At 63.0% G+C, this 19343-nt stretch carries 21 protein-coding genes; 2 read left to right on the plus strand and 19 right to left on the minus strand.

The annotated features are described in order from the left end of the window. The first annotated feature begins 281 nt into the window (after positions 1 to 281). On the plus strand, positions 282 to 1412 hold the full coding sequence (gene fliK, locus DWU98_RS08415) for a flagellar hook-length control protein FliK (RefSeq protein ID WP_115495118.1): 1131 nt from the start codon (positions 282 to 284) through the stop codon (positions 1410 to 1412). Then, the gene (locus DWU98_RS08420) at positions 1409 to 1678 is read left to right on the plus strand and encodes a flagellar biosynthesis protein (RefSeq protein ID WP_115495119.1); all 270 of its coding nucleotides are present in this window, start codon (positions 1409 to 1411) and stop codon (positions 1676 to 1678) included. The genes fliK and DWU98_RS08420 overlap by 4 nt, the downstream gene beginning before the upstream one ends. Before the next feature lie 54 nt (positions 1679 to 1732). Here the strand turns inward: DWU98_RS08420 and DWU98_RS08425 are convergent, their stop codons facing one another. The 19 genes from DWU98_RS08425 to DWU98_RS08515 form a co-directional block, all read right to left on the minus strand. After that, positions 1733 to 2149 (minus strand): DUF2802 domain-containing protein, encoded by a 417-nt coding sequence (locus tag DWU98_RS08425; RefSeq protein WP_115495120.1) that lies wholly within the window; start codon positions 2147 to 2149, stop codon positions 1733 to 1735. After that, the gene (locus DWU98_RS08430) at positions 2139 to 2615 is read right to left on the minus strand and encodes a chemotaxis protein CheW (protein ID WP_115495121.1); all 477 of its coding nucleotides are present in this window, start codon (positions 2613 to 2615) and stop codon (positions 2139 to 2141) included. Before DWU98_RS08430 ends, DWU98_RS08425 begins: the two co-directional genes overlap by 11 nt. Positions 2616 to 2630: 15 nt before the next feature. Beyond that, a complete protein-coding gene (motD, locus tag DWU98_RS08435) occupies positions 2631 to 3716 on the minus strand; it encodes a flagellar motor protein MotD (RefSeq protein WP_115495122.1) in 1086 nt (361 codons plus the stop codon). Continuing rightward, positions 3713 to 4453 (minus strand): flagellar motor protein, encoded by a 741-nt coding sequence (locus DWU98_RS08440; RefSeq protein ID WP_115495123.1) that lies wholly within the window; start codon positions 4451 to 4453, stop codon positions 3713 to 3715. The genes motD and DWU98_RS08440 overlap by 4 nt, the downstream gene beginning before the upstream one ends. A gap of 151 nt (positions 4454 to 4604) precedes the next feature. Beyond that, the gene (locus DWU98_RS08445) at positions 4605 to 6548 is read right to left on the minus strand and encodes a chemotaxis protein CheA (RefSeq protein WP_115495124.1); all 1944 of its coding nucleotides are present in this window, start codon (positions 6546 to 6548) and stop codon (positions 4605 to 4607) included. Positions 6549 to 6753: 205 nt separating this feature from the next. Next, positions 6754 to 7395: a protein phosphatase CheZ gene (locus DWU98_RS08450; protein ID WP_115495125.1), complete on the minus strand. Its 642-nt coding sequence runs from the start codon at positions 7393 to 7395 to the stop codon at positions 6754 to 6756. Beyond that, the gene (gene cheY / locus DWU98_RS08455) at positions 7392 to 7799 is read right to left on the minus strand and encodes a chemotaxis response regulator CheY (protein WP_115495126.1); all 408 of its coding nucleotides are present in this window, start codon (positions 7797 to 7799) and stop codon (positions 7392 to 7394) included. Before cheY ends, DWU98_RS08450 begins: the two co-directional genes overlap by 4 nt. Positions 7800 to 8044: 245 nt before the next feature. Next, positions 8045 to 8779 carry an RNA polymerase sigma factor FliA gene (locus tag DWU98_RS08460; protein ID WP_115495127.1) on the minus strand — a complete coding sequence of 245 codons (735 nt, stop codon included), beginning with the start codon at positions 8777 to 8779 and terminating at the stop codon, positions 8045 to 8047. Between the two features lies 1 nt (position 8780). Then, positions 8781 to 9728, minus strand: coding sequence for a MinD/ParA family ATP-binding protein (locus tag DWU98_RS08465; RefSeq protein ID WP_115495128.1), 948 nt, complete (start codon positions 9726 to 9728; stop codon positions 8781 to 8783). Between the two features lie 175 nt (positions 9729 to 9903). Continuing rightward, entirely contained in the window at positions 9904 to 11238 is a 1335-nt protein-coding gene (flhF, locus tag DWU98_RS08470) for a flagellar biosynthesis GTPase FlhF (protein WP_115495129.1), read from the minus strand. 222 nt (positions 11239 to 11460) lie between these two features. Next, positions 11461 to 13551, minus strand: a complete 2091-nt coding sequence (gene flhA / locus DWU98_RS08475; RefSeq protein ID WP_115495130.1) for a flagellar biosynthesis protein FlhA — start codon at positions 13549 to 13551, stop codon at positions 11461 to 11463. Positions 13552 to 13574: 23 nt separating this feature from the next. Beyond that, a complete protein-coding gene (gene flhB / locus DWU98_RS08480) occupies positions 13575 to 14714 on the minus strand; it encodes a flagellar biosynthesis protein FlhB (RefSeq protein WP_115495131.1) in 1140 nt (379 codons plus the stop codon). 158 nt (positions 14715 to 14872) lie between these two features. Then, positions 14873 to 15640, minus strand: coding sequence for a flagellar biosynthetic protein FliR (gene fliR / locus DWU98_RS08485; RefSeq protein WP_115495132.1), 768 nt, complete (start codon positions 15638 to 15640; stop codon positions 14873 to 14875). Next, entirely contained in the window at positions 15637 to 15906 is a 270-nt protein-coding gene (fliQ, locus tag DWU98_RS08490) for a flagellar biosynthesis protein FliQ (RefSeq protein WP_115495133.1), read from the minus strand. The genes fliR and fliQ overlap by 4 nt, the downstream gene beginning before the upstream one ends. Positions 15907 to 15937: 31 nt before the next feature. Further along, positions 15938 to 16726 carry a flagellar type III secretion system pore protein FliP gene (fliP, locus tag DWU98_RS08495; protein WP_425480223.1) on the minus strand — a complete coding sequence of 263 codons (789 nt, stop codon included), beginning with the start codon at positions 16724 to 16726 and terminating at the stop codon, positions 15938 to 15940. A 140-nt stretch (positions 16727 to 16866) separates the two neighbouring features. Next, positions 16867 to 17253: a flagellar biosynthetic protein FliO gene (gene fliO / locus DWU98_RS08500; protein ID WP_230474759.1), complete on the minus strand. Its 387-nt coding sequence runs from the start codon at positions 17251 to 17253 to the stop codon at positions 16867 to 16869. Beyond that, positions 17250 to 17600: a flagellar motor switch protein FliN gene (fliN, locus tag DWU98_RS08505; protein ID WP_115495134.1), complete on the minus strand. Its 351-nt coding sequence runs from the start codon at positions 17598 to 17600 to the stop codon at positions 17250 to 17252. The genes fliO and fliN overlap by 4 nt, the downstream gene beginning before the upstream one ends. Then, on the minus strand, positions 17597 to 18613 hold the full coding sequence (gene fliM / locus DWU98_RS08510; RefSeq protein WP_115495135.1) for a flagellar motor switch protein FliM: 1017 nt from the start codon (positions 18611 to 18613) through the stop codon (positions 17597 to 17599). The genes fliN and fliM overlap by 4 nt, the downstream gene beginning before the upstream one ends. 11 nt (positions 18614 to 18624) lie before the next feature. After that, positions 18625 to 19122, minus strand: coding sequence for a flagellar basal body-associated FliL family protein (locus DWU98_RS08515; RefSeq protein ID WP_115495136.1), 498 nt, complete (start codon positions 19120 to 19122; stop codon positions 18625 to 18627). Positions 19123 to 19343: the final 221 nt, after the last annotated feature.

A 19343-nucleotide genomic window follows, 5' to 3' on the forward strand; every position in this document is an offset into this window, starting at 1 on the left:
CTCTTCGAATCAGCAAAAAAGCCCGGTCGCTCCGCGACCGAAAGCGCCGCAGGCAATCCCCAACCACTCTTTGGGCCAGCAAAAAAGCCCAGTCGCTCAACGACGGAAAGCCCCGCAGGCAATCCCACAACAACGCGAACAGATACCCCATCGAGAGGATGCAACGCGAAAACATCCACCCCCCACCCCCTAAAGTTCCCCAACCAGAAGCCGATACCCACCTTCAAAGGTTCGCGAAACCAAGCGCCACACCAGCGCATCGCTGGGCCAAGGAGCCAAGCGTGATCATCCAGCCAACCAGCGTTGCCGCACTGACCTGGCTCGGTGCTGCTGCAGGTGCCAGCTCCGAAGGCTGGCGCATTGGCAGCGTGCTTTCCGCGCGTCCATTGGGTGTCAACGCCGAAGGGCTGCTGGTGTTGCAGGTCGGCGCGCTTACCGTCGGGGCTGAGGCGCCGGGCACCAAGCTGCCCCCGCAATTCCAGGTGCGCGTACTTAGCCTTGGTGCGCAGCCGCAGTTGGAAATCCTGGGTACCGATTCGCAGCTCGACAGCACGGTCAATCAAGCGCTGCGTGAGCGCCTGCCGCAGCAGAACGGCTACGCGCCATTGCTTGCGACGGTGGCTGCGTTGTCGCAATGGGCGGTCGCCAAGCAATTGCCGCCTTATCTGCGTTCGGCACTCGCCCTGCTCGAACACAGCATGAGCTCGCCGAACGAATTGGGTAGCGCCGAAGGCTTGCGTCAGGCGGTCAACCGCAGTGGATTGTTTCTCGAAGCACAGCTCGCGCAGGCGCCTGCCAGCGATGCCACCACCGCGCACGATGACATGAAAGGCGCGTTGCTGCGCCTGGTCTCCATCCTCCAAGGCCAGGCCACATTGGGCGAAAGCGTTGATGACGAAGTGGAGCCGCCGTTGCTCTATCGCGGCGTGCAGCCGCAGGCGCGCGTGCCGTTGCCGCCGGAACTGGCCACGACCAACGACGCCACCGAGCTGCTGCCGCGCCTGTATACCGACGTGCAGGCGGCGCTGGCGCGCCTGGAAGTGGCACAGTTGCAGGCCAATCCGAATCACTGGACGGTGGAAATTCCCGTGCAGGATGCCGAGGGTGCCGACGTGCTGCAATTTTTACTCAAGCACGAGCAGGAACCCGAGCACGGCTGGACGATGGGCTTTTCGCTGGATCTGCCGACACTCGGGCCGATTGTCGGCGAATTGCATTTGCGCGGTTTGCGTCTGTCGGTTCGCCTGTGGGCGCAGCATCGCGAAACGGTAGATCGCCTGGAAGCGCAGTTCGCGGACTTGCGCGAGCGTGTCGATGCCAGCGGATTGTTTCTGGATCAGCTGACCTGTCAATTTGGACTGCCGCAAGCCAGCGGCGGGATGAGCGCGGTCTTTCTGAAGGCAACGGTATGAGTACGCCTCCGTCACTGCCCGCCCCTCAACGCAAAGTGGTGCTGCGCCTGCCCGGCGGTGGCGATGGCGGCCCGTCGTCGCCGAATTTCCCGCTGCATGACGTGGAGAACCTGTTCCGCCATGCGCATGCGCTGGGCTTGCCGCTGCATCACGACCCGCAGATCGCCGCGTTGCTGGTGTCGCTGCGCATGAGCGCGGATGTGCCGCCGCTTCTGTATGCCGCGGCGGCGGCGGTGCTGGCCAGTATTTACGAAGCCTCGCGTTAAGCACGTCGCTCGCCATGTCCCGCGCAATGACGCACTTTTCGCGCGAAAGAACCCTCACGCCCGCTTGGCGTACAAGCGCAGCACCAGCTCCGCTTCATGCCGCGACAAACCGCAGCGCGCCATCAGCTGATCAACGTCACTCCCTTCGCGCGCCAGATGCTGCGCGAGTTCGTAGGGACTGGCCGATGTCTGATTGCTTGGCGAACGTAGCGTGGTCATTTGCGCGGCGGGTATTTCGACCGAACGGCGCGGCGCCGGCGCGCGGTCGGTGCGCGTTTGCTGTTCTTCGAGTACGTCCAGCCGGTGATCGATTCGGTTGAGCGCGTTGACGACCAACAGCTCCGGCACACTGCCCCTGGCGGCATGTTTGACGGCCAGCGCGCGCTTGAGGTGATGCACTTGCAGCGCGAGCAGGACCACGGCGACCGTTTGCAGCGCAACGATGGCAAGCGTCACGACTTCAAGCGACATCTTTCAGCTCCCGGTCGAGACGACACAATTTCGGCACATCGAGCAAGGCGACAAATCCGCCCTGCCATCCCATCACCGCCTGCACGGGATCATCCGCGCGGCCGGAACGTATGGGGGGCGGCTCGATGGTTTCCACCTTCGGCTGCAGCAGCTCGCCTACCGCATCCACGCGCAAGCCGATGCGGTGGGATTGATGGGCGAACACTACGATGCGAACGTTGGCCGGATCGCTCACCGCCGTCACGTTCAGCCCCAGGCGGCGGCGTCCGTCCATCACTGGCACGATGTTGCCGCGCAGATGGCAAATGCCGAGTAGATCATCGGCCGCGCCCGGCACCGGTGTCGGCACGCAATCGCGAATGACTTCGCTCACGCGGCTCAGTAGCGCCGCATAGTGCTGGCCGTCCAGCTGGAACGACAACCACGGTTCGCGCGCGATGATTTCGAGGTTGGGAACAAGGCTCATGCGTGGGCGTCCTTGTTATTTATTGAGGTTCATGGAATGGGACACCGCCGCCTGCGGCGAGGTGACCAGCGCGGCGACCGGTGCCGCGATCGGCGTGATCACCGGCGTCGACGGCAGCGCGGGCGACGTTACCACCAACGGTGGCGTCGATACGGGTGCGGCCGGTTGCGCGGCTGCCGTGGCGGACGCTGTCGTCGCGTTCTGCGTAGCGTTCGAATCGTCGTCCGCATCGGCCGTCTGGTTGATCTGGTCGCTATTGGTATAGAAGCGGCGCGGCGCCGCCTTGTCGCTCAACACCACCACCAACACACGACGGTTTTTGTTGCGGCCTTCGGTGCTGTCGTTATCGGCGGCCGGACGATATTGACCCCAGCCCACGATACCCATGCGCTCCGGATCGACACCGTGCTCGGAGAAAAGCCGCGCCACGCTGGCGGCACGTGCGGCGGAAAGCTCCCAGTTGGATGGATAGACGGCCGTATTGATCGGCTTGTCATCGGTATAGCCTTCCACGCGCAACGGATTGGCGAATGGCGCGAGGATGTCACCCAGATTGGTCAGTATCTGCGTCGCCGAGGGCGAGAGCGTGGCGACACCGCTCGGGAACAGGATGTCCGTACGAATTTCGATTTCCAGCCAGTTGGGCGTACGACGCACCACCACCAGTTTTTTGTCGATCAGCGGTTGCAGCGCGTGCTCCACTTCGCTGCGGATGCGCTCGAGATTCTGCTGCTCGTCGCTGAGCTTGGTTTTGTTCTGATCCGTCGGTGTGCCCGGCGTACTGGCGGGCGTGGCGATATGTTGCGTGAGCACCGGCAACAGAATCTGTGCAAGCGGCGTGCGTGGAATCGGCGCCGGCTTGGTGGTCGGCACGGGCATGCTCGATTGCGGTGCATTGGGCGACAGCGGCTGGATCACCGCGCGTGAACCGTTGAATGCCGCGGAAATCGCCTGCGCCAGCGCGCGGTACTTGGTGGTGTTGACGCTGGACATCGCATACAGCACGACGAACAGCGCCAGCAGCAGCGTGAGCAGGTCCGCGTACGGAATCACCCATGCTTCGTGATTGGTGTGATCCTCGTGCTTATGCCGGCGTCTCATACCAGATAGCCCTGCAGCTTGCTTTCTATCTGCCGCGGGTTGTCGCCTTCGGCGATCGAGATCAGCCCTTCGATCAGGATTTCCCGCACCTGCGTCTGCTTGTTGATCAGCGATTTCAGACGCGCGCCGATCGGCAGCAAGAGGAGATTGGCCAGGCTGATGCCATAAATGGTGGCAACGAACGCAGCGGCGATGCCGTGGCCGAGCTTGGCCGGATCGGTAAGGTCGCGCATCACCGCCATCAGGCCGAGCACGGCGCCGATGATGCCCATGGTCGGGGAGTACACGCCGGCCTGTTCATACACCTTCGCGGCATGCAGATCGGCCTGCTCGCGCGTCTCCACTTCCAGTTCCAACACCGTGCGAATCGCCTCGGGCTCGCTGCCGTCCACCAACAGTTGCAAGCCTTTTTTTACCAGCGGATCGTTTTCCGCATCGATGTGCGACTCCAGTCCGAGCAGGCCTTGGCGGCGCGAAATTTCACTCCAGCCGATCACGCGGCTGATCAGATCGGACGGATGCAATTGCGGCGGCTTGTACACCATCTTCAGCATGCCAAGTGCACGCTTGAGCACCTTGCCCTGCGTATGCAGCAGTAACGCGGAGATAGTACCGATGAACACGATCACGAAGGCCGCGGGATTCCACAGCGCCGACACATCGGTGCCCTTGAGAATGGCGCCGACGATCAGCACGACGAAGGCGAGGATGGTGCCGATGATGCTTATGACGTCCATGTTGAAATACCTTTCGTGACGTCAAAGCCAGCTAGCTCCCTCCCCTGCGTGCAAGGGAGGGTCGGGGCGAGGTTGCACGTCATCCCACCCCAACCCTCCCCTGCACGCAGGGGAGGAAGCAGGTTCGATCGGATCGCGCGGGGCATCGCCATCACGCCGTCACCTTCAGCGCAGGGAGCAGGCCGCTGCCTTCTTGCGATAGCGCGGCAAGATCCAGCACCAATGCAAGCCGACCATCACCCGTCACCGTTGCGCCCGCCACACCTGGCACACCTTCAAACAACGGTCCCAACGGCTTGACCATGACGTCTTCGCGGCCAATCACCTCGTGCACAAGACAACCCAAGTGGATGTGGCCGACATGCAACACCACCACGTGGCGACCGGCCTCCCCCCGTACGCGCGCCCAATCGGCCAGATCGCCCAGCACCAGCGCACGCCCGCGATGCGCCGCCACGCGGCGGCCATCGAGCATGTGATCGTGCTGCGGATTCAGTTCGAACACTTCGCTGACATTGCCAAGCGGAAGCGCGAAGAGACGATCGCCCACGCGTACCATCAGTACCCGCAAAATCGCCAGCGTCAGCGGCACGGTGAGTTCCAGCGTGCTGCCATGACCCAGGCGCGATTGCACCTGCAAGGTGCCCCCGAGTTCGGCGACGCGTGTTTTCACCACGTCCATGCCGACACCGCGACCGGAGATATCGGAGATCGTGGCGGCAGTGCTGAAGCCGGGTCGGAAAATCAGTTCGTAGCATTCGACATCGGACAGGCGCGCAGCCTGCGTCGCGTCGATGACACCTTTCTCCACGGCTTTGCGACGAAGCACCTCCGGATCCATACCGCGGCCGTCGTCGCTCACCGAAATCACGATGCGCTCGCCGCGTTGGCTGGCCGATAGCGTGACTTTGCCTTTAGGCGATTTACCGGCGCGTTCGCGACCGGCCGGGTCTTCCAGGCCGTGATCGACCGCATTACGCAGCAAGTGGATCAGCGGATCGGCCAACGCTTCGACCAGGCTGCGATCCAGATCGGTATCTTCGCCTTGGGTAATCAGCTCAATGTCTTTGCCCAGCTGACGTGCCAAGTCGCGCACGATGCGCGGAAAGCGCTGGAACAATCGCCCCACCGGCTGCATGCGCATGCCGAGCACGGCGGTCTGCAAATCGTCGGAAACGCGATCGAGATCGCCGGCCATCGTCGCCAGCATTTCGTTATCGCTGCGCGAGGCAAGGCTCAGCAGGCGATTGCGCAGCAACACCAGTTCGCCAGCGCGGTTGACCAGTGTATCCAGGCGCGTGGTATCCACGCGCACCGTGCTTTCGGCGGCAGCTGGCTTAGTGGCCGTAGCGGGACGCGCCGCTTCAGCAGGCGCGGGTGCGGGCGACAATGCGGGCGCGGGGGAGGATGCCTGCGGTTGACCGGGCGCACTGCCTTTGCCGTGCAGGTTATCCAGCAGCGCTTCGAATTCGTCGTCGCTGATATCCTTCTTTTCTTCCACCGGATACGCCGTTCCAGGTGCGGCGCCTTTGCCGTGCAACGTATCGAGCAGGCTTTCAAATTCGTCGTCGTTGATGTCGTTCGACGTGTGCCTGGACGCACCCGGTGCGCCGCCTTGCCCGTACAAGGTGTCGAGCAACGCTTCGAATTCGGCTTCGATGGGGTCGGCGGAGCGCGTGGCCTTGGCCGCTGTCGCGGCGGCAGCGGCATGCTCCACCACCGGCTGCAAGCGCTTGAGCAACGCCGCTGGCGGCGGCGCCATCGCTTCGCCGTTGGCCAATGCGGCCATCATCCCATTGAGCAGGTCCAGCGCTTCCAGCAGCGCATCCATGTGCGCCGAATTCAGCACCAGCTTGACGTTGCGCGCGTCGTTGAGCAGCTCTTCGGCGCAATGGCATAACTGCACCATCGGCTCGATGCCCAGGAAGCCGGCCCCGCCTTTCACCGTGTGAAAGACGCGGAACACGGCATTGAGCAATTCGCGATCGTGCGGCGAGGCTTCCAGCTCGATGAGCTGTTCGCCCAGCCGTTGCACCAATTCCCCGGCTTCGACCAGGAAATCGTCGCGCAGCTCGCTGTCCAGATTCGCGTCCATCAAGGTGCGTCCTCGCGAACCGCGGCACGATTGGCGGGTGTGCGCCCTCCCCTGCGTGCAGGGGAGGGCTGGGGTGGGGTTGTCCGAGCTCGCACTGAAGCATCAACGCTGCACGAGAGGGCGGCCTTCACTCCACCCCAACCCTCCCCTACTGCACATAGGGGAGGGAGTTGTTCGCGGCCAGTCCCGGACATCTGCGGCATGCTCAGAACCCGAACTCGCTCAACAAGCGATCCACTTCGTCCTGGCTATGTACCTTCGTCACTTCCACCGGCGCTTCGCGTCCGGCCAGCGCGCCGGTGAGGCGCACCAATTCCAGCAGCGAGGATTCGACGCTCTCGATGAAGCTTACGACCTTCTTCACGCGCTGGCCGGCCAGATCCTGCCAGGACTGCACCAGCACCATGTCGTTGAGGCCTTCGCAACATGCACTGGCAAAGACCTGCGCCTGGCGTGCGAGTACGGCGGCCGGATCGGTTTCGCCGTTGTTGAAATCAAGCACGGCGTTGGCATTGTTGGACAACGCCTCGGCTTCCGGTCGGATGCGGTCGACGAAATCCAGGCTGCGGTGCGCGGCCTGTGCGCTCATCTCCAGCACTTCGGCCAGATGATTGCGTGCATCGACCATGCTGTCGGGCACGCCTTCGTTGGCCAGGTCGCTGCCGAGGCGGCACACGGCGCCGTGCAGGTCGCGTGCAAGCACGCCCAGCGCGCGGAACAGATGCTGTTCGCGCTGGCGCACCATGACATCCAGCGCTTGCTCGAAGGCAGCGCCGTCTTTGCTGTTGAGCAAATCCAGCACTTCGGCCGGAAGGTCATTGTCCATGGGTGCGGTCACGGCGTTCATGCGGAAGCTCCACTGGCGGCCAGGCGCTCGAAGATCTTGTCGAGCTTTTCTTTGAGCGTGATGGCGGTGAAAGGCTTGACGATGTAGCCGTTCACGCCGGCCTGTGCGGCGGCGATGATCTGCTCGCGATTGTTTTCGGCGGTGACCATAAGCACTGGCAGGCCCTTGAGCTTGGGCTCGGCGCGAATCGCCTGCAGCAGCTCGATGCCGGTCATGTTAGGCATGTTCCAGTCGGTCACGACCATGTCGAAACTGTTGGCTTTCAACATCGTCATGGCGTTATGGCCGTCATCGGCTTCCTGGATCAGCGGATTGCTGAAACCCAGTTCGACCAGCAGGTTGCGGACGATTCGCCGCATGGTGGAGAAGTCATCTACCACCAGGATTTTCATGTTCTTGTCCAAACACGTTCTCCAAAGACTTGAGACGAGGGGGAGGCGGGAAACGAGTGAGGTGCGAACCGTCGGTGGTCTTTCTTCCCTCGGAAGAAGGTTTCGCCGTTGATGGGTTTGGGCCGGCCTGGACGCGCCGCCGTGATCTCATCGCTGAACGAAGCCCTCTTCAGAAGGAAGAGGCATGCACCCGCCGGTGTACACAGCTGTGGATTGATAAAACGCGTTACCTGCTCCTTCTCGCTCGTTCGTTTGGATCAGCCGCGCCAGTCGCCCATGCGTGCGCGCAGACGGACCAAGGCCTGACCGTGGATCTGGCACACGCGCGATTCGGTCACGCCGAGCACCAGCCCGATTTCTTTGAGGTTCAATTCCTGTTCGTAGTACAGGGACATCACCAGTTGTTCGCGCTTGGGCAGCGTGCTGATCGCCTCGGCCAGTGCAGCGCTCAAGGTCTCCTGCGTGAAGCTGTCCGCGGGCCCGAGGTTGTCGTGGTCGACCACGTCCAGCGGACTGCCGTCGCCACCCTCGCCGTCGTCCGGCGTGGTGAGGCTGAGCAACCGCGCGCTGGTCGCGTCCGACAGCACCTGGTGATACTCCTCGGCGCTCATGCCCAGTCGCTTCATCACCTGGGCGCTGTCCGCATCGGCGCCGGTTTCGTTTTCGATCTGTCGCACCACTTCGGCGACTTCGCGCACTTTGCGATGCACCGAGCGGGGGGTCCAATCGGTGCGACGCAACTCGTCCAGCATCGCGCCACGGATGCGGATACCCGCATACGTTTCGAAGCTGGCCGCGCGATCAGTCGTGAAATTTCGCGCCGCCTCCAACAAGCCGATCATGCCTGCCTGCATGAGGTCTCCTACGTCAACGCTCGGCGGCAGGCGGCCCATCAAGTGGTAAGCGATACGCCGCACGAGCGGCGCATGCTTGCGCACCAGTTGGTCCGCATCCTCACGTTGCAGCTGCAGATATTCCGAAGCCACGTTCATCTCACCACCCCGCAGCCGGCGCGCTCTGGCCGCTGAAAAAGGCAATTCGGCCAAGGTCCGGGTACGCGGGTTTTCCCCATGTATCGACCGCACCTGCCAATTGCTTGAATCCCATCGCCGCGCGGCTGGATGGCCACAGGTCGACCACCGCGCCCTGGCGCCGGATCGCCTGCCGCAGCCACTCGTCGTGCGGCACCATGCCCATGTAATCGAGCGCCACGTCCAGGAAGCGACCGCAGACGCGCGCCAGTTTTTCGTACAGTTTTTTTGCGTCGCTCGCCTGGCGAACCATGTTGGCGACGATATGGAAGCGCCGCACGCCGAAGTCGTGGGCGAGAATCTTGATCAAGGCGTACGCATCGGTGAGCGAGGCCAGCTCATCGCACACCACGATCACCACGTCGTCGGAGGCGGCGGCGAACATCGCCACGTTGTCGGCCACGCCGGCAGCGCTATCCACCACCAGAACGTCCGGCGGTTGAATCAGATCGTCGAACGCGCGGATCACCGCCGCATGCTCGCCATTCACCATTTTTGCCAGGCGCCGGATGCCCGAACCGCCCGGGATCACCTTCAAACCATGCTGCGCGGGAATGATCAGATCCTGCAGCGTGCACTTGCCTTCCAGCAGGTGACCGATGTGGCGGCTGGGATTGAGGCCCAGTTGCACGTCCACATTGGCAACGCCCATGTCGGCATCGAGCAGCATCACATCGCGCCCCGCCATCGCCATCGCCATCGCCAGATTCACGGCTACCGTGGTCTTGCCTACACCGCCCTTGCCGCCGGCCACCGCGATGGTGCGCGTAGTGCGCGCACGCGGTACCACCGGACGCAGGCTTGCCGCCTGGTGGAACGCATCGAGTTCATCCTGCTGCGTCTGCGTGCGGGCGGTGGAGAACAGATTGTGCAAGCCTGCTGCTTGATTCACTTGCATTGCCTCGCTCATGGGTTACTGCCTGTGTGCTCTTGCTCCTCCCCCTGCTTGCCGGGGGAGGTTGGGAGGGGGTGAGCACTTGCTGAAACGCTCAACGCAAGTGCCCGACCCCACCCCGGCTCTCCCCTGCAAGCAGCGGAGGGCGCAAAAAATGCGGCGCGATAAAAATGGTTGGAATACTTGGCGTTCATAGCCCGGCCACCGCCATGCCGAAGCGTTCGGCCATGTCCAGGTCTTCGCCTGCCGGGCCGAGCCGGCGTTGCTGCTGCGCGGCGCGGCATACCAGTACGCGCGCGTCGGCGGCGCTGATGTCTTCGGGAACGCGTTGGCCATCGGTAACGCAATCGAGCGGAATACGGTGACGAATGAGTACCGACAGCAAGCCGCCCAGGCTTGGCGCTTCATCGAGTTTGGTGGCGATGCATACGCTCGGCCGCGCCGGCAGATAGGCGCGTACGGATTCATCCAGCGCCGTGGCTTGCGCGTTCGCCGCCAGCACCAGGCCGACGCGCAGCTTCGCCGCACCATGGGTGCCGGCTTCGCGCAACACATCCATTTGCTGTTGCAGGCGCGGATCGTTGCCGGAAACACCGGCCGTATCGACCAGCACCGTGTGATGGTCGCGCAGCAGATGCAGTGTCTGCGCCAGCCCGGCCGCGTCGTACGCCGGATAGACGCGAACGCCGAGCAGGCGGCCGTAATGTTCGAGCTGCGCGGCGGCACCGATGCGGTAATGATCGGTGCTGACCAGCGCAACCTTGGTCGGGCCGTGATGCATCACCGCGCAGGCGGCAAGTTTGGCGATGGTGGTGGTCTTGCCCACGCCGGTGGGACCCAGCAGCGCGGTGACGCCGCACACATCCGCCAGGCCGCGACCGCTCACTTTCAGGCTGCGGCTGAGCAAACCCAGTGGCAGATAACGCGCCTGGTCGGCGTTGATGTCTTCGGGCAGTTCGTCGATGAGCTGACGCGCCACATCGGTATCGATACCCAGGCGCGACATGTCGCGCAGCACGCGCGCACGCATCGGGCTGCGGCGCTCCATGTCGTTCCACGCCAGGCTGGAAAGTTGCTGTTCGAGCAATTGACGCAGACCGCCGAGCTCGTTGCGCATGCGCGCCGCTTCCAGTGCCTGCTGCTCGATCACCGGCTGCAGCGCGGCGATCTCGCTGGTCGGCAACGGTGGTGGCGGCGGCGGGATCGCGGCGCGCGCTTCCTTCGCGGGTATTTCTCTGGCGGGCGGTTCCTTGGCGACGTCTTTGCTGCGGTCTTTGACGGTTTCTTTCAGCGCGTCCTTCACGGGCGGGCGCGTCGGCGCGGGCGACGGTGCCGGCGTAGCTGCCGGTGTGTTGACGCGCGCGGCTTCGCGCATCAGCGCTTCGTCGTAATCAACGGCGGCGATGATTTCGATGCCTTCTTCCAGGCGGCGGGTGGAAAGGATCACCGCGTCGGCCCCTTGCTCGGCGCGTACATCGCGCATGGCCTGGCGCATGTCGGGGGCGAGGAAGCGTTTGATTTTCATAGGGTGCTCCCGCCCTCGGCAACGGATGTTGCGCGCGGGCACCGCTTCATAATCACGCTGTTAGTCGCCATCCGATACTCCAACTTATCCTGCTGATCAAACGCCTTCGTAGTGATGTAGAAAAAAGTGCTTCCTGCCCTTTTTTCTACTTCGATGAATCAAGCACGAGTGCTTGATTCACGGCGGGCCATCCGTGGCCCGCGGACGTTGCCGACGTTGTCGTCAACGTCCAATCGCCTGCACCAATCGCACACGGCGGTTATCCGGTACCTCGTTGTAGGCCAGCACATGCAGGTTCTGAGCCACGTGGCGTGTGAAGCGCGAAAGCCACGGACGCAGTTGCGGTTGCACCAGCATCACCGCCGGTTCGCCGTTCGACTCCTGCCGCCGCGCCGCTTCGGCGACGCTTTGCTGCAGGCGATCGGCGAGCCCCGGTTCCACGGCGGCGCCGGCGGCGCCGCTGCTTGAGAGGGATCCGAGCAAGATCTGTTCCAACTCCGGAGCGAGCGTCAGCACCGGGATTTCCGTGCCCAAACCGGCGATTTCCTGGACGATCTGGCGGCCCAGCGACACGCGCACGTAGGCCGTGAGGGCGCCAGGATCCTGACTCTGGCCCGCGTGCTCCGCCAAAGACTCGACGATGGTGCGCATGTTGCGCACCGGCACCCGCTCGGCCAGCAGGTTTTGCAGCACTTTCACCACCACACCCAACGACAGGCGCTTGGGCACGAGGTCTTCCACCAGCTTGGGCGCAGTCTTCGCCAGGCGGTCCAGCAGCTGCTGCACATCCTGGTGGCCAAGCAGCTCGTGTGCGTGGCTCTGCAGGATGTGCGACAGATGCGTGGCGATCACCGTGGCCGGATCGACCACCGTATACCCCAGCGCCTGCGCGTGATCGCGCTGGTTGTTTTCGATCCACACCGCTTCGAGGCCGAAGGCGGGATCGCGCGTGGCAACGCCTTGCAGCGTGCCATGCACGCGACCGGGATTGATGGCGAGATGCCGCTCGGTGTACACCTCCGCCTCGCCCATCGGCACGCCCATCAGCGAGACGCGATACGCATTGGGGCCGAGGTCCAGGTTGTCGCGAATGTGCACGGCGGCCATCAGAAAGCCCAGCTCCTGCGACAGTTTGCGGCGCACCGACTTGATGCGCGCCATCAACTCGCCGCCCTGGTTCGTATCCACCAGCGGAATCAGGCGATACCCCACTTCCAGGCCGACCGGATCGACACTGGTGACATCCTCCCAGCCAAGCTCCAGGCGCTCGGTGGGCGCCGGGGGGGGCAACGCTTCGGCGGAGGCTTTGGCCTGGCGTTCCTTGGCCTCCTTCTCGCGCTTGACCATCAACCACGCCGCACCGCCACACACCGCGCCAAGCAGCAGGAACGCGATATTCGGCATGCCGGGCACCAGGCCCATCGTTGCCAGCACCACGCCAGCCACCGCCAGCGCGCGCGGCTGCGCGAACACCTGCCCCACCACCTGCTTGCCCATGTCCTGCGACTTGGACACGCGCGTGACGATCACGGCGGTGGCAATCGAAATCATCAGCGCCGGCACCTGTGCCACCAGACCATCGCCGATGGTGAGCAAGGTGTACGTGCGCGCTGCTTCCCCGGCGCTGAGGCCGTGCTGCAGCACGCCGACGAAGAATCCGCCGACGATATTGATCAGGAGGATCAGGATGCCCGCGGTCGCGTCGCCGCGTACGAATTTCGACGCACCGTCCATCGAGCCGTAGAAATCCGCTTCTTCGCGCACTTCCTGGCGGCGTTCGCGCGCCTGTTCCTGCGTCAGCAGACCGGCGTTGAGATCGGCGTCGATCGCCATCTGCTTGCCGGGCATCGAATCCAGGGTAAAGCGCGCTGTCACTTCCGACACGCGCGTGGCGCCTTTGGTGACCACCACGAAGTTGATGATGGTCAAGATCGCGAATACCACCAGGCCGACGGCGAAGTTGCCGCCGATCACGAACTCGCCGAACGCCTCGATCACCTTGCCCGCCGCGCCTGCGCCATCATGGCCGTGCAGCAGGATCACGCGGCTGGATGCGATGTTCAGCGCCAGCCGCAACAAGGTACCCAGCAGCACCACCGTCGGAAACGCGGCAAATTCCAGCGGCCGCATCACGTACACCACCGCCAGCAGAATCACCAGCGACAACGCAATGTTGAAGCTGAAGAGAATGTCCAGCACGAAGGGCGGCAGCGGCAACATCAGCATCGCCAACATCGCAAGCATCACGATCGGCGCGCCGGCACCGCGCCGGCTGGCTTGCTTGAAGGTATCCAGAACGCTTGCGGTAGCCATGCGTGGGGCCTTATCGAATCGAATTACGGTTGGCGATACCGGCCCTGCAGGTCGGGATCGACCTCTGGCCGGGGCACATCGGGATTGGGGCCACCGCGTTCGGTGGCCTGCTTGAGCTGATAGACGTAGGCGAGAATCTGCGCCACCGCGACGTACAACGCGGACGGAATTTCATGGCCGATGTCAGTAGTGGCATACAGCGCGCGTGCCAGCGGTGGCGCTTCCACCAGCGGAATGCGGTGTGCATCGGCGACCAGGCGAATCTGCATGGCAAGCACATCCAGTCCCTTCGCCACCACGCGCGGTGCACGCATGCGCGCGTCGTCGTAGCGCAATGCCACCGCAAAGTGGGTGGGGTTGACGACCACCACGTCGGCCTTGGGCACTTCCTGAATCATGCGCCGGCGCGCGATCTGGTACTGCATCTGGCGCACGCGGCCTTTGAGCTGCGGGTTGCCTTCGGTGTCCTTGTGCTCGTCTTTCTGCTCTTGCTTGGACATGCGATGGCGACGCTCGTAATCGAAGCGCTGCCATATGCCATCGAGACCGCCGATCACACCGAGAATCACCGCAAACAGCAAGGCCGCATGCGCCACCAGCGAAAGCGCGTGGGCGACACCGCTGGCGATCGTCTCGTGCCCTGTCGCCATCACGTCCGCTTCGTCGTGACGCAGCAGCAGCACCAGCGCCAGGCCGATGAAGCCCACCTTCAACAAGGATTTGGCCAGCTCGATCAGGCCATTGAGTGAAAACAGACGGCCAAACCCCGCAATGGGATCGAGTCGTTCGAAGTTGGGTATCAACGCTTCCGAACTGAAATTGAAACCGCCGATCAGCACGGTCGAGCCAACCGCGGCCAGCATCGTGGCGCCGAACACCGGCAACAGCACCGCGAGTATGTCGCCCATCGCTGCATGCAGCGCACGCGACATCAGCGCGTCGCTGAACAACGCATCACGCGAATAATCCAGGCCAAGCCCGTAGATGTGGCGCATGTGCGCATAGATGCTGGAGCTATAAGAAAGCAGGATGCTTGCGCCGGCCAGCACCACCATCGCACCGGACAGATCCTGCGAGCGCGGAACCTCGCCTTTATCGCGGGCTTCCTGAAGGCGTTTTTCTGACGCTCGTTCGGTGCGGTCTTCATTTTCGGTTTCGGCCATGGCTTATGCCTCCTCGCCATGCGCAACACGAACGAAAATTTTCATGGCCGTCATTCCCGCGCACGCGGGAATCCACGTCGCTCCAGTGCAAAAGGCAACAATGGATTCCCGCTTGCGCGGGAATGACGGCCAATGTGGGTTGAGGCGCATATGCATCATCAAAGCCCCACCAAATGCCGCATCACGTCCCAGCCCGCCGCCTGCAGCGCCGTATATGCCGACGCCATGCCGCGCATCGCTAGCCACAGCGCAATAAAACCCATGCAAATGCTGATCGGAAAGCCAACGGCGAACAGATTCATCGACGGCGACGCGCGGCTGGTGGCAGCAAAGCCGATATTCACCAGCAACAACGCCGTCATCGCGGGCAAGGCCACGCGCAGCGCGCCGGCAAACAGATCGCGGCCCGCCATCACGATCGTCCACAAGGTGTGATCGTTCACGCCGGTCATGCCGGGCGGCACGCTGTGGAAGCTGTCTGCCAGCAAGGCGATCACCTGCAAATGGCCGTCCATCGCCAAGAACAACAGGCTCACCATCACCAGATAGAACTGACCCAGCACTGGCGAACTGGTGTTGCTCATGGGACTGATCATTTCGGCAAAACCTAGACCCATGCTCTGCCCGACCAGGATGCCGCCATACGAAACCGCCTGGAACACCAGTTGCAGCACGAAACCGATGCCGCCGCCGATCAGCATCTGCATGACCATCGTCGCGACACCGGATGCACTGAACAGATCCATCTGCGTGGGCGCCAGCGGCGACAACACCATCGTCAATACGAGGATCAACGCGACACGGATGCGCGCCGGCATCACGGTAGCGTTGAAGATCGGCGCCACCAGGCAGAAGCCGCTTACGCGACCCAGCGCCCAGAACATGCCGGACAGCCAGTGGATCAGCGTGGCCAGCTCGATCGTCATTTGATCGCGTCCGGCAGCCCGACAATGACGTCGTGGGTGAACTGCACCAGCGTGTGCAGCATCCACGGCCCCACCAGCAGCCCGACCGCCGCCATCGCCAGCAATTTGGGGATGAAGCTCAACGTCATTTCATGGATTTGCGTGGCCGCCTGGATCACGCCCACCAGCAGGCCCACCAGCAATGCGGTGAGCAGCAGCGGGGCGGCGACGAGCATGCCGATGTAGAGCGCGTGCTGGCCGAAGTGGATGATCCATTCGGGTGTCATGCGCCGCACTCCGGCACGGTGTTCGCGCTCGTCATGTGTAGAAACTTCCGGCAAGCGTTCCCACCAATAGCGACCAGCCATCCACCATCACGAACAACATGATCTTGAACGGCAGCGAGATGATCGTCGGCGATACCATCGCCATGCCCATGGACATCAGCACGCTCGCCACCACCACGTCGATCACCAGGAACGGGATGAACAGCAGAAAACCCATCTGGAAGGCGGTTTTCAGCTCGCTGGTAACAAATGCCGGCATCGCCACGCGGAACGGCACGTCATCCTTGCTGGCGTAAGGTTGTTCCTTCGCCAGGCGCGTGAAGAGCTGCAAGTCCGCATCGCGCGTCTGGTCCAGCATGAAATGCTTGAACGGCGCGGCGGCAGCGGGAATGGCGACATCCGCGCTGATCTGATGATCCATATACGGCTTCACGCCGTCCTGATACGCACGATTGAGTACCGGCGACATCACGAACAGCGTCAGGAACAAGGCCAGCCCCAGCAATACCTGGTTGGGCGGCGTCGATTGCGTGGCGAGCGCCTGACGCAGAAAGCTGAGCACGATGATGATGCGCGTGAACGAGGTCATCATCAGCAGTACCGCGGGCAGCACGCTGAGCACGGTCATCAGCGCGACGACTTGCAGCGAGAGGCTCCAGTTCTGGCCACCGCCCGCGTTTTGCACGGTCAGTACGGGAATGCCGGCCGACTGGGAAAGCGGCGCGATGGGGGCGATGGGTGTGATGGGACTGGAGGATGTGGAAGTTGTCGTGGTTGTCGCGGCATGAACCCCGAACGACGTCAGCGCAAGCATCAACATCATCGCGACAGTGCAGAGAAAGCGCCATGCCCGGTCACCCCGGCGAACGCCGGGGCCCAGTGCCTTGCACGCCGCGAAGTCGCTGGAGCCCGGCGTTCGCCGGGGCGACGAAGGATGGGACATCATGGTTGAAAGTGTGATCATGACTTGCGCCCCAGCCGGCTCAACAACTCCGCAAACGGCGGAAGCGGTGCAGGCGCAGGTGTCGTTTCTACCGGTACCGTGCCTTCATAGACATGCAGTGCACGCACGCCACCGGCGCCGACGCCTACCAGCAAACGCTTGCCGTCGGCTTCGATCAGCAACACGCGTTCGCGCGTGCTGACGGGCATGCTTTCGATGCACCGCAAGCGTCGGCCACCGCCGAACTGCCGCGACTGCAAACGGCGCGTCAGCCATGCTGCCGCGAAGATCAGCGCAACGATCGCGCCCAGGCTCAACATCACGCGGATCAATTCGCCGGTCACGTTGATATCGGGCACGCTCGCCACCGGCGCGCGCGCCAGCATGTCATGCATCGTGCTCATCTCAGCTTGCGGACCCGTTCGGCCGGACTGATCACGTCGGTGAGACGGATACCGAACTTTTCGTTGATCACGACGACTTCGCCATGCGCCACCAGCGTGCCGTTGACGAACACGTCCAGCGGTTCGCCCGCAGCGCGATCCAGTTCCACCACCGAGCCCTGGTTGAGCTGCAGCAGATTGCGGATGCTGATGCGAGTGCGGCCGACTTCCATCGCCAGTGTCACCGGTACATCGAGGATCATGTCCAGGCTGACATCGGCCTTTTCGCCGCCGCCTTCGTTCAAGGCGTCGAATTCGAGGCGTTGCTCGCCGGACTTGGGTGCGCCATTCACGCTTTGAGTGCTCATACGATTTTTTCGGGTGCGAAGTCTAAGGAGGGAAGCGGCGCGCGACGTCCGGCCGCGTTTCGATAACGCACCGCATAGCGGCCGTTGGTTTGGCCGTATTGGCCTCGGAAAATCGGTACGTCTTCGGCGAAGACGGTGGTGGCGTCAGGCAGGTTGATCGGAATCACGTCACCGATACGAAGACTCAGGAATTCGCCGATGGTGAGCCGGGTTTCCAGCAGCATCGAGCTCAGCTCCACTTCCGCATCCATGACTTCGTCATGCAGGCAGTGGATCCATCGCTCATCGCGCTCACCCATGCGATCGCTTTGCACGCCGGCGTCGAGCATGGTGCGGATCGGCTCCACCATCGCGTACGGCAGCGTGAGGTGCACTTCGCCGCCGCCACCATCGAGCTCTACATGGAAGCGCGATACCACCACCGTCTCGGTCGGGCTGACGATGTTGGCGAACTGCGGGTTGATCTCGGAATTGATGAATTCGAACTGCACCGGCATGGCCGGCGCCCAGGCCTCGACCATGGCCACGAACACTTCGGCCAGGAGGATCTGGATCACGCGATTTTCGGTGGGCGTGAAATCGCGACCCTCGATGCGCGCGTGATAGCGGCCATCGCCGCCGAAGAAGTTGTCGATCACGGTGAAGACCAGACGCGGCTCCATCACCGCCAGCGCGGTACCGCGCAACGGCTTGACCTTGACCAGGTTGAGATTGCTCGGCACGTTCAAGCCGTGCACGTATTCGCTGAACTTCTGCATCTTCACGCCCAACACGGATACTTCGCAGGTCTTGCGCAGTACGCCGAACAACTGTGTGCGAAAGAAACGCGCGAAGCGGTCGTTGATCATTTCCAGCGTGGGCAGGCGTCCGCGCACGATGCGGTCCTGCTGGGTGAAGTCGAAATCCAGCACCGAGCCCGGCGGCGGCGGGAGGTCGCTTTCGGTTTCGATCTGGCCGCCGTCGACGCCATTGAGCAGCGCGTCGATTTCTTCCTGGGAAAGCAGATCGCTCATCGAACGTCCCCTTACTGCATCACGAAGCTGGTGAAGTAAAGCGCCTCGACATCCGGCTTGCCGGTTTTGTCGGCGACGATCTTGCGCACGGCATCCAGCGCCTGGTCCTGCAATTTCTTCTTGCCCGCGGTATCGCTCAAGGTGGCGTAGGTCTGACTGCTGAACAGCATCACCAGCGCGTTGCGGATCACCGGGTCGCTGTCTTTCATCGCTTGCACTGCGACCGGATCGTGGGTCATCACCGTCACGCCGACCTGCAGGTAGCGGGTGGAATCCTGGTCCTGAAAATTCACCACGAAGGCCGGATCCAGCGGCAGGAACAACTCGGGCGTCTTGGGCGCCTGCGCGGCCGCCGCGCTGCCTTTGCCGGAACCATGCATCAGCACGTAGCCACCACCGCCGCCAAGCAGTATCAGGGCGGCAACGATCATCATGATCGTGCGCCCACCGCTTCGCTTCTTCACTGCAGCGGGTGCCGCTTCGTCGTCAAAATCTTCGGCGTTAGCCATGAACAATCCCAATTCCCATGAAAGGTTCGATGCTGCGCTCGCTGCCAAGCGCGCTTTTTCATAGGAGTTTTAGCAAGCGCCGTGCCACGCCCGGGAACCGCATAACAGCGCGGTTTCAAGCGTGCGCGGCGACGATTGGGCGGCGTTTTATTGACGCGTGCCGAAATCGAGGCGCATGCGGGCGTGTGTCGATTCCGACACCCGTCATGCGAATGACGCGC

The sequence above is a fragment of the Dyella monticola genome (assembly GCF_003363155.1).
Classification (GTDB): Bacteria; Pseudomonadota; Gammaproteobacteria; order Xanthomonadales; family Rhodanobacteraceae; genus Dyella_B; species Dyella_B monticola.

Coding starts and splice junctions, on each gene's coding strand:
- DWU98_RS08465 (WP_115495128.1), bottom strand. CDS start 9,728: ATGAGCGAGGCAATGCAAGTGAATCAAGCAGCAGGCTTGCACAATCTG.
- DWU98_RS08450 (WP_115495125.1), bottom strand. CDS start 7,395: ATGAACGCCGTGACCGCACCCATGGACAATGACCTTCCGGCCGAAGTG.
- DWU98_RS08425 (WP_115495120.1), bottom strand. CDS start 2,149: ATGTCGCTTGAAGTCGTGACGCTTGCCATCGTTGCGCTGCAAACGGTC.
- DWU98_RS08420 (WP_115495119.1), top strand. CDS start 1,409: ATGAGTACGCCTCCGTCACTGCCCGCCCCTCAACGCAAAGTGGTGCTG.
- DWU98_RS08440 (WP_115495123.1), bottom strand. CDS start 4,453: ATGGACGTCATAAGCATCATCGGCACCATCCTCGCCTTCGTCGTGCTG.
- fliN (WP_115495134.1), bottom strand. CDS start 17,600: ATGAGCACTCAAAGCGTGAATGGCGCACCCAAGTCCGGCGAGCAACGC.
- fliM (WP_115495135.1), bottom strand. CDS start 18,613: ATGAGCGATCTGCTTTCCCAGGAAGAAATCGACGCGCTGCTCAATGGC.
- DWU98_RS08460 (WP_115495127.1), bottom strand. CDS start 8,779: ATGAACGTGGCTTCGGAATATCTGCAGCTGCAACGTGAGGATGCGGAC.
- fliO (WP_230474759.1), bottom strand. CDS start 17,253: ATGAGCACGATGCATGACATGCTGGCGCGCGCGCCGGTGGCGAGCGTG.
- flhA (WP_115495130.1), bottom strand. CDS start 13,551: ATGGCTACCGCAAGCGTTCTGGATACCTTCAAGCAAGCCAGCCGGCGC.
- fliR (WP_115495132.1), bottom strand. CDS start 15,640: ATGACGATCGAGCTGGCCACGCTGATCCACTGGCTGTCCGGCATGTTC.
- fliP (WP_425480223.1), bottom strand. CDS start 16,726: ATGTTGATGCTTGCGCTGACGTCGTTCGGGGTTCATGCCGCGACAACC.
- fliQ (WP_115495133.1), bottom strand. CDS start 15,906: ATGACACCCGAATGGATCATCCACTTCGGCCAGCACGCGCTCTACATC.
- flhB (WP_115495131.1), bottom strand. CDS start 14,714: ATGGCCGAAACCGAAAATGAAGACCGCACCGAACGAGCGTCAGAAAAA.
- flhF (WP_115495129.1), bottom strand. CDS start 11,238: ATGAAAATCAAACGCTTCCTCGCCCCCGACATGCGCCAGGCCATGCGC.
- DWU98_RS08445 (WP_115495124.1), bottom strand. CDS start 6,548: ATGGACGCGAATCTGGACAGCGAGCTGCGCGACGATTTCCTGGTCGAA.
- DWU98_RS08430 (WP_115495121.1), bottom strand. CDS start 2,615: ATGAGCCTTGTTCCCAACCTCGAAATCATCGCGCGCGAACCGTGGTTG.
- motD (WP_115495122.1), bottom strand. CDS start 3,716: ATGAGACGCCGGCATAAGCACGAGGATCACACCAATCACGAAGCATGG.
- DWU98_RS08515 (WP_115495136.1), bottom strand. CDS start 19,122: ATGGCTAACGCCGAAGATTTTGACGACGAAGCGGCACCCGCTGCAGTG.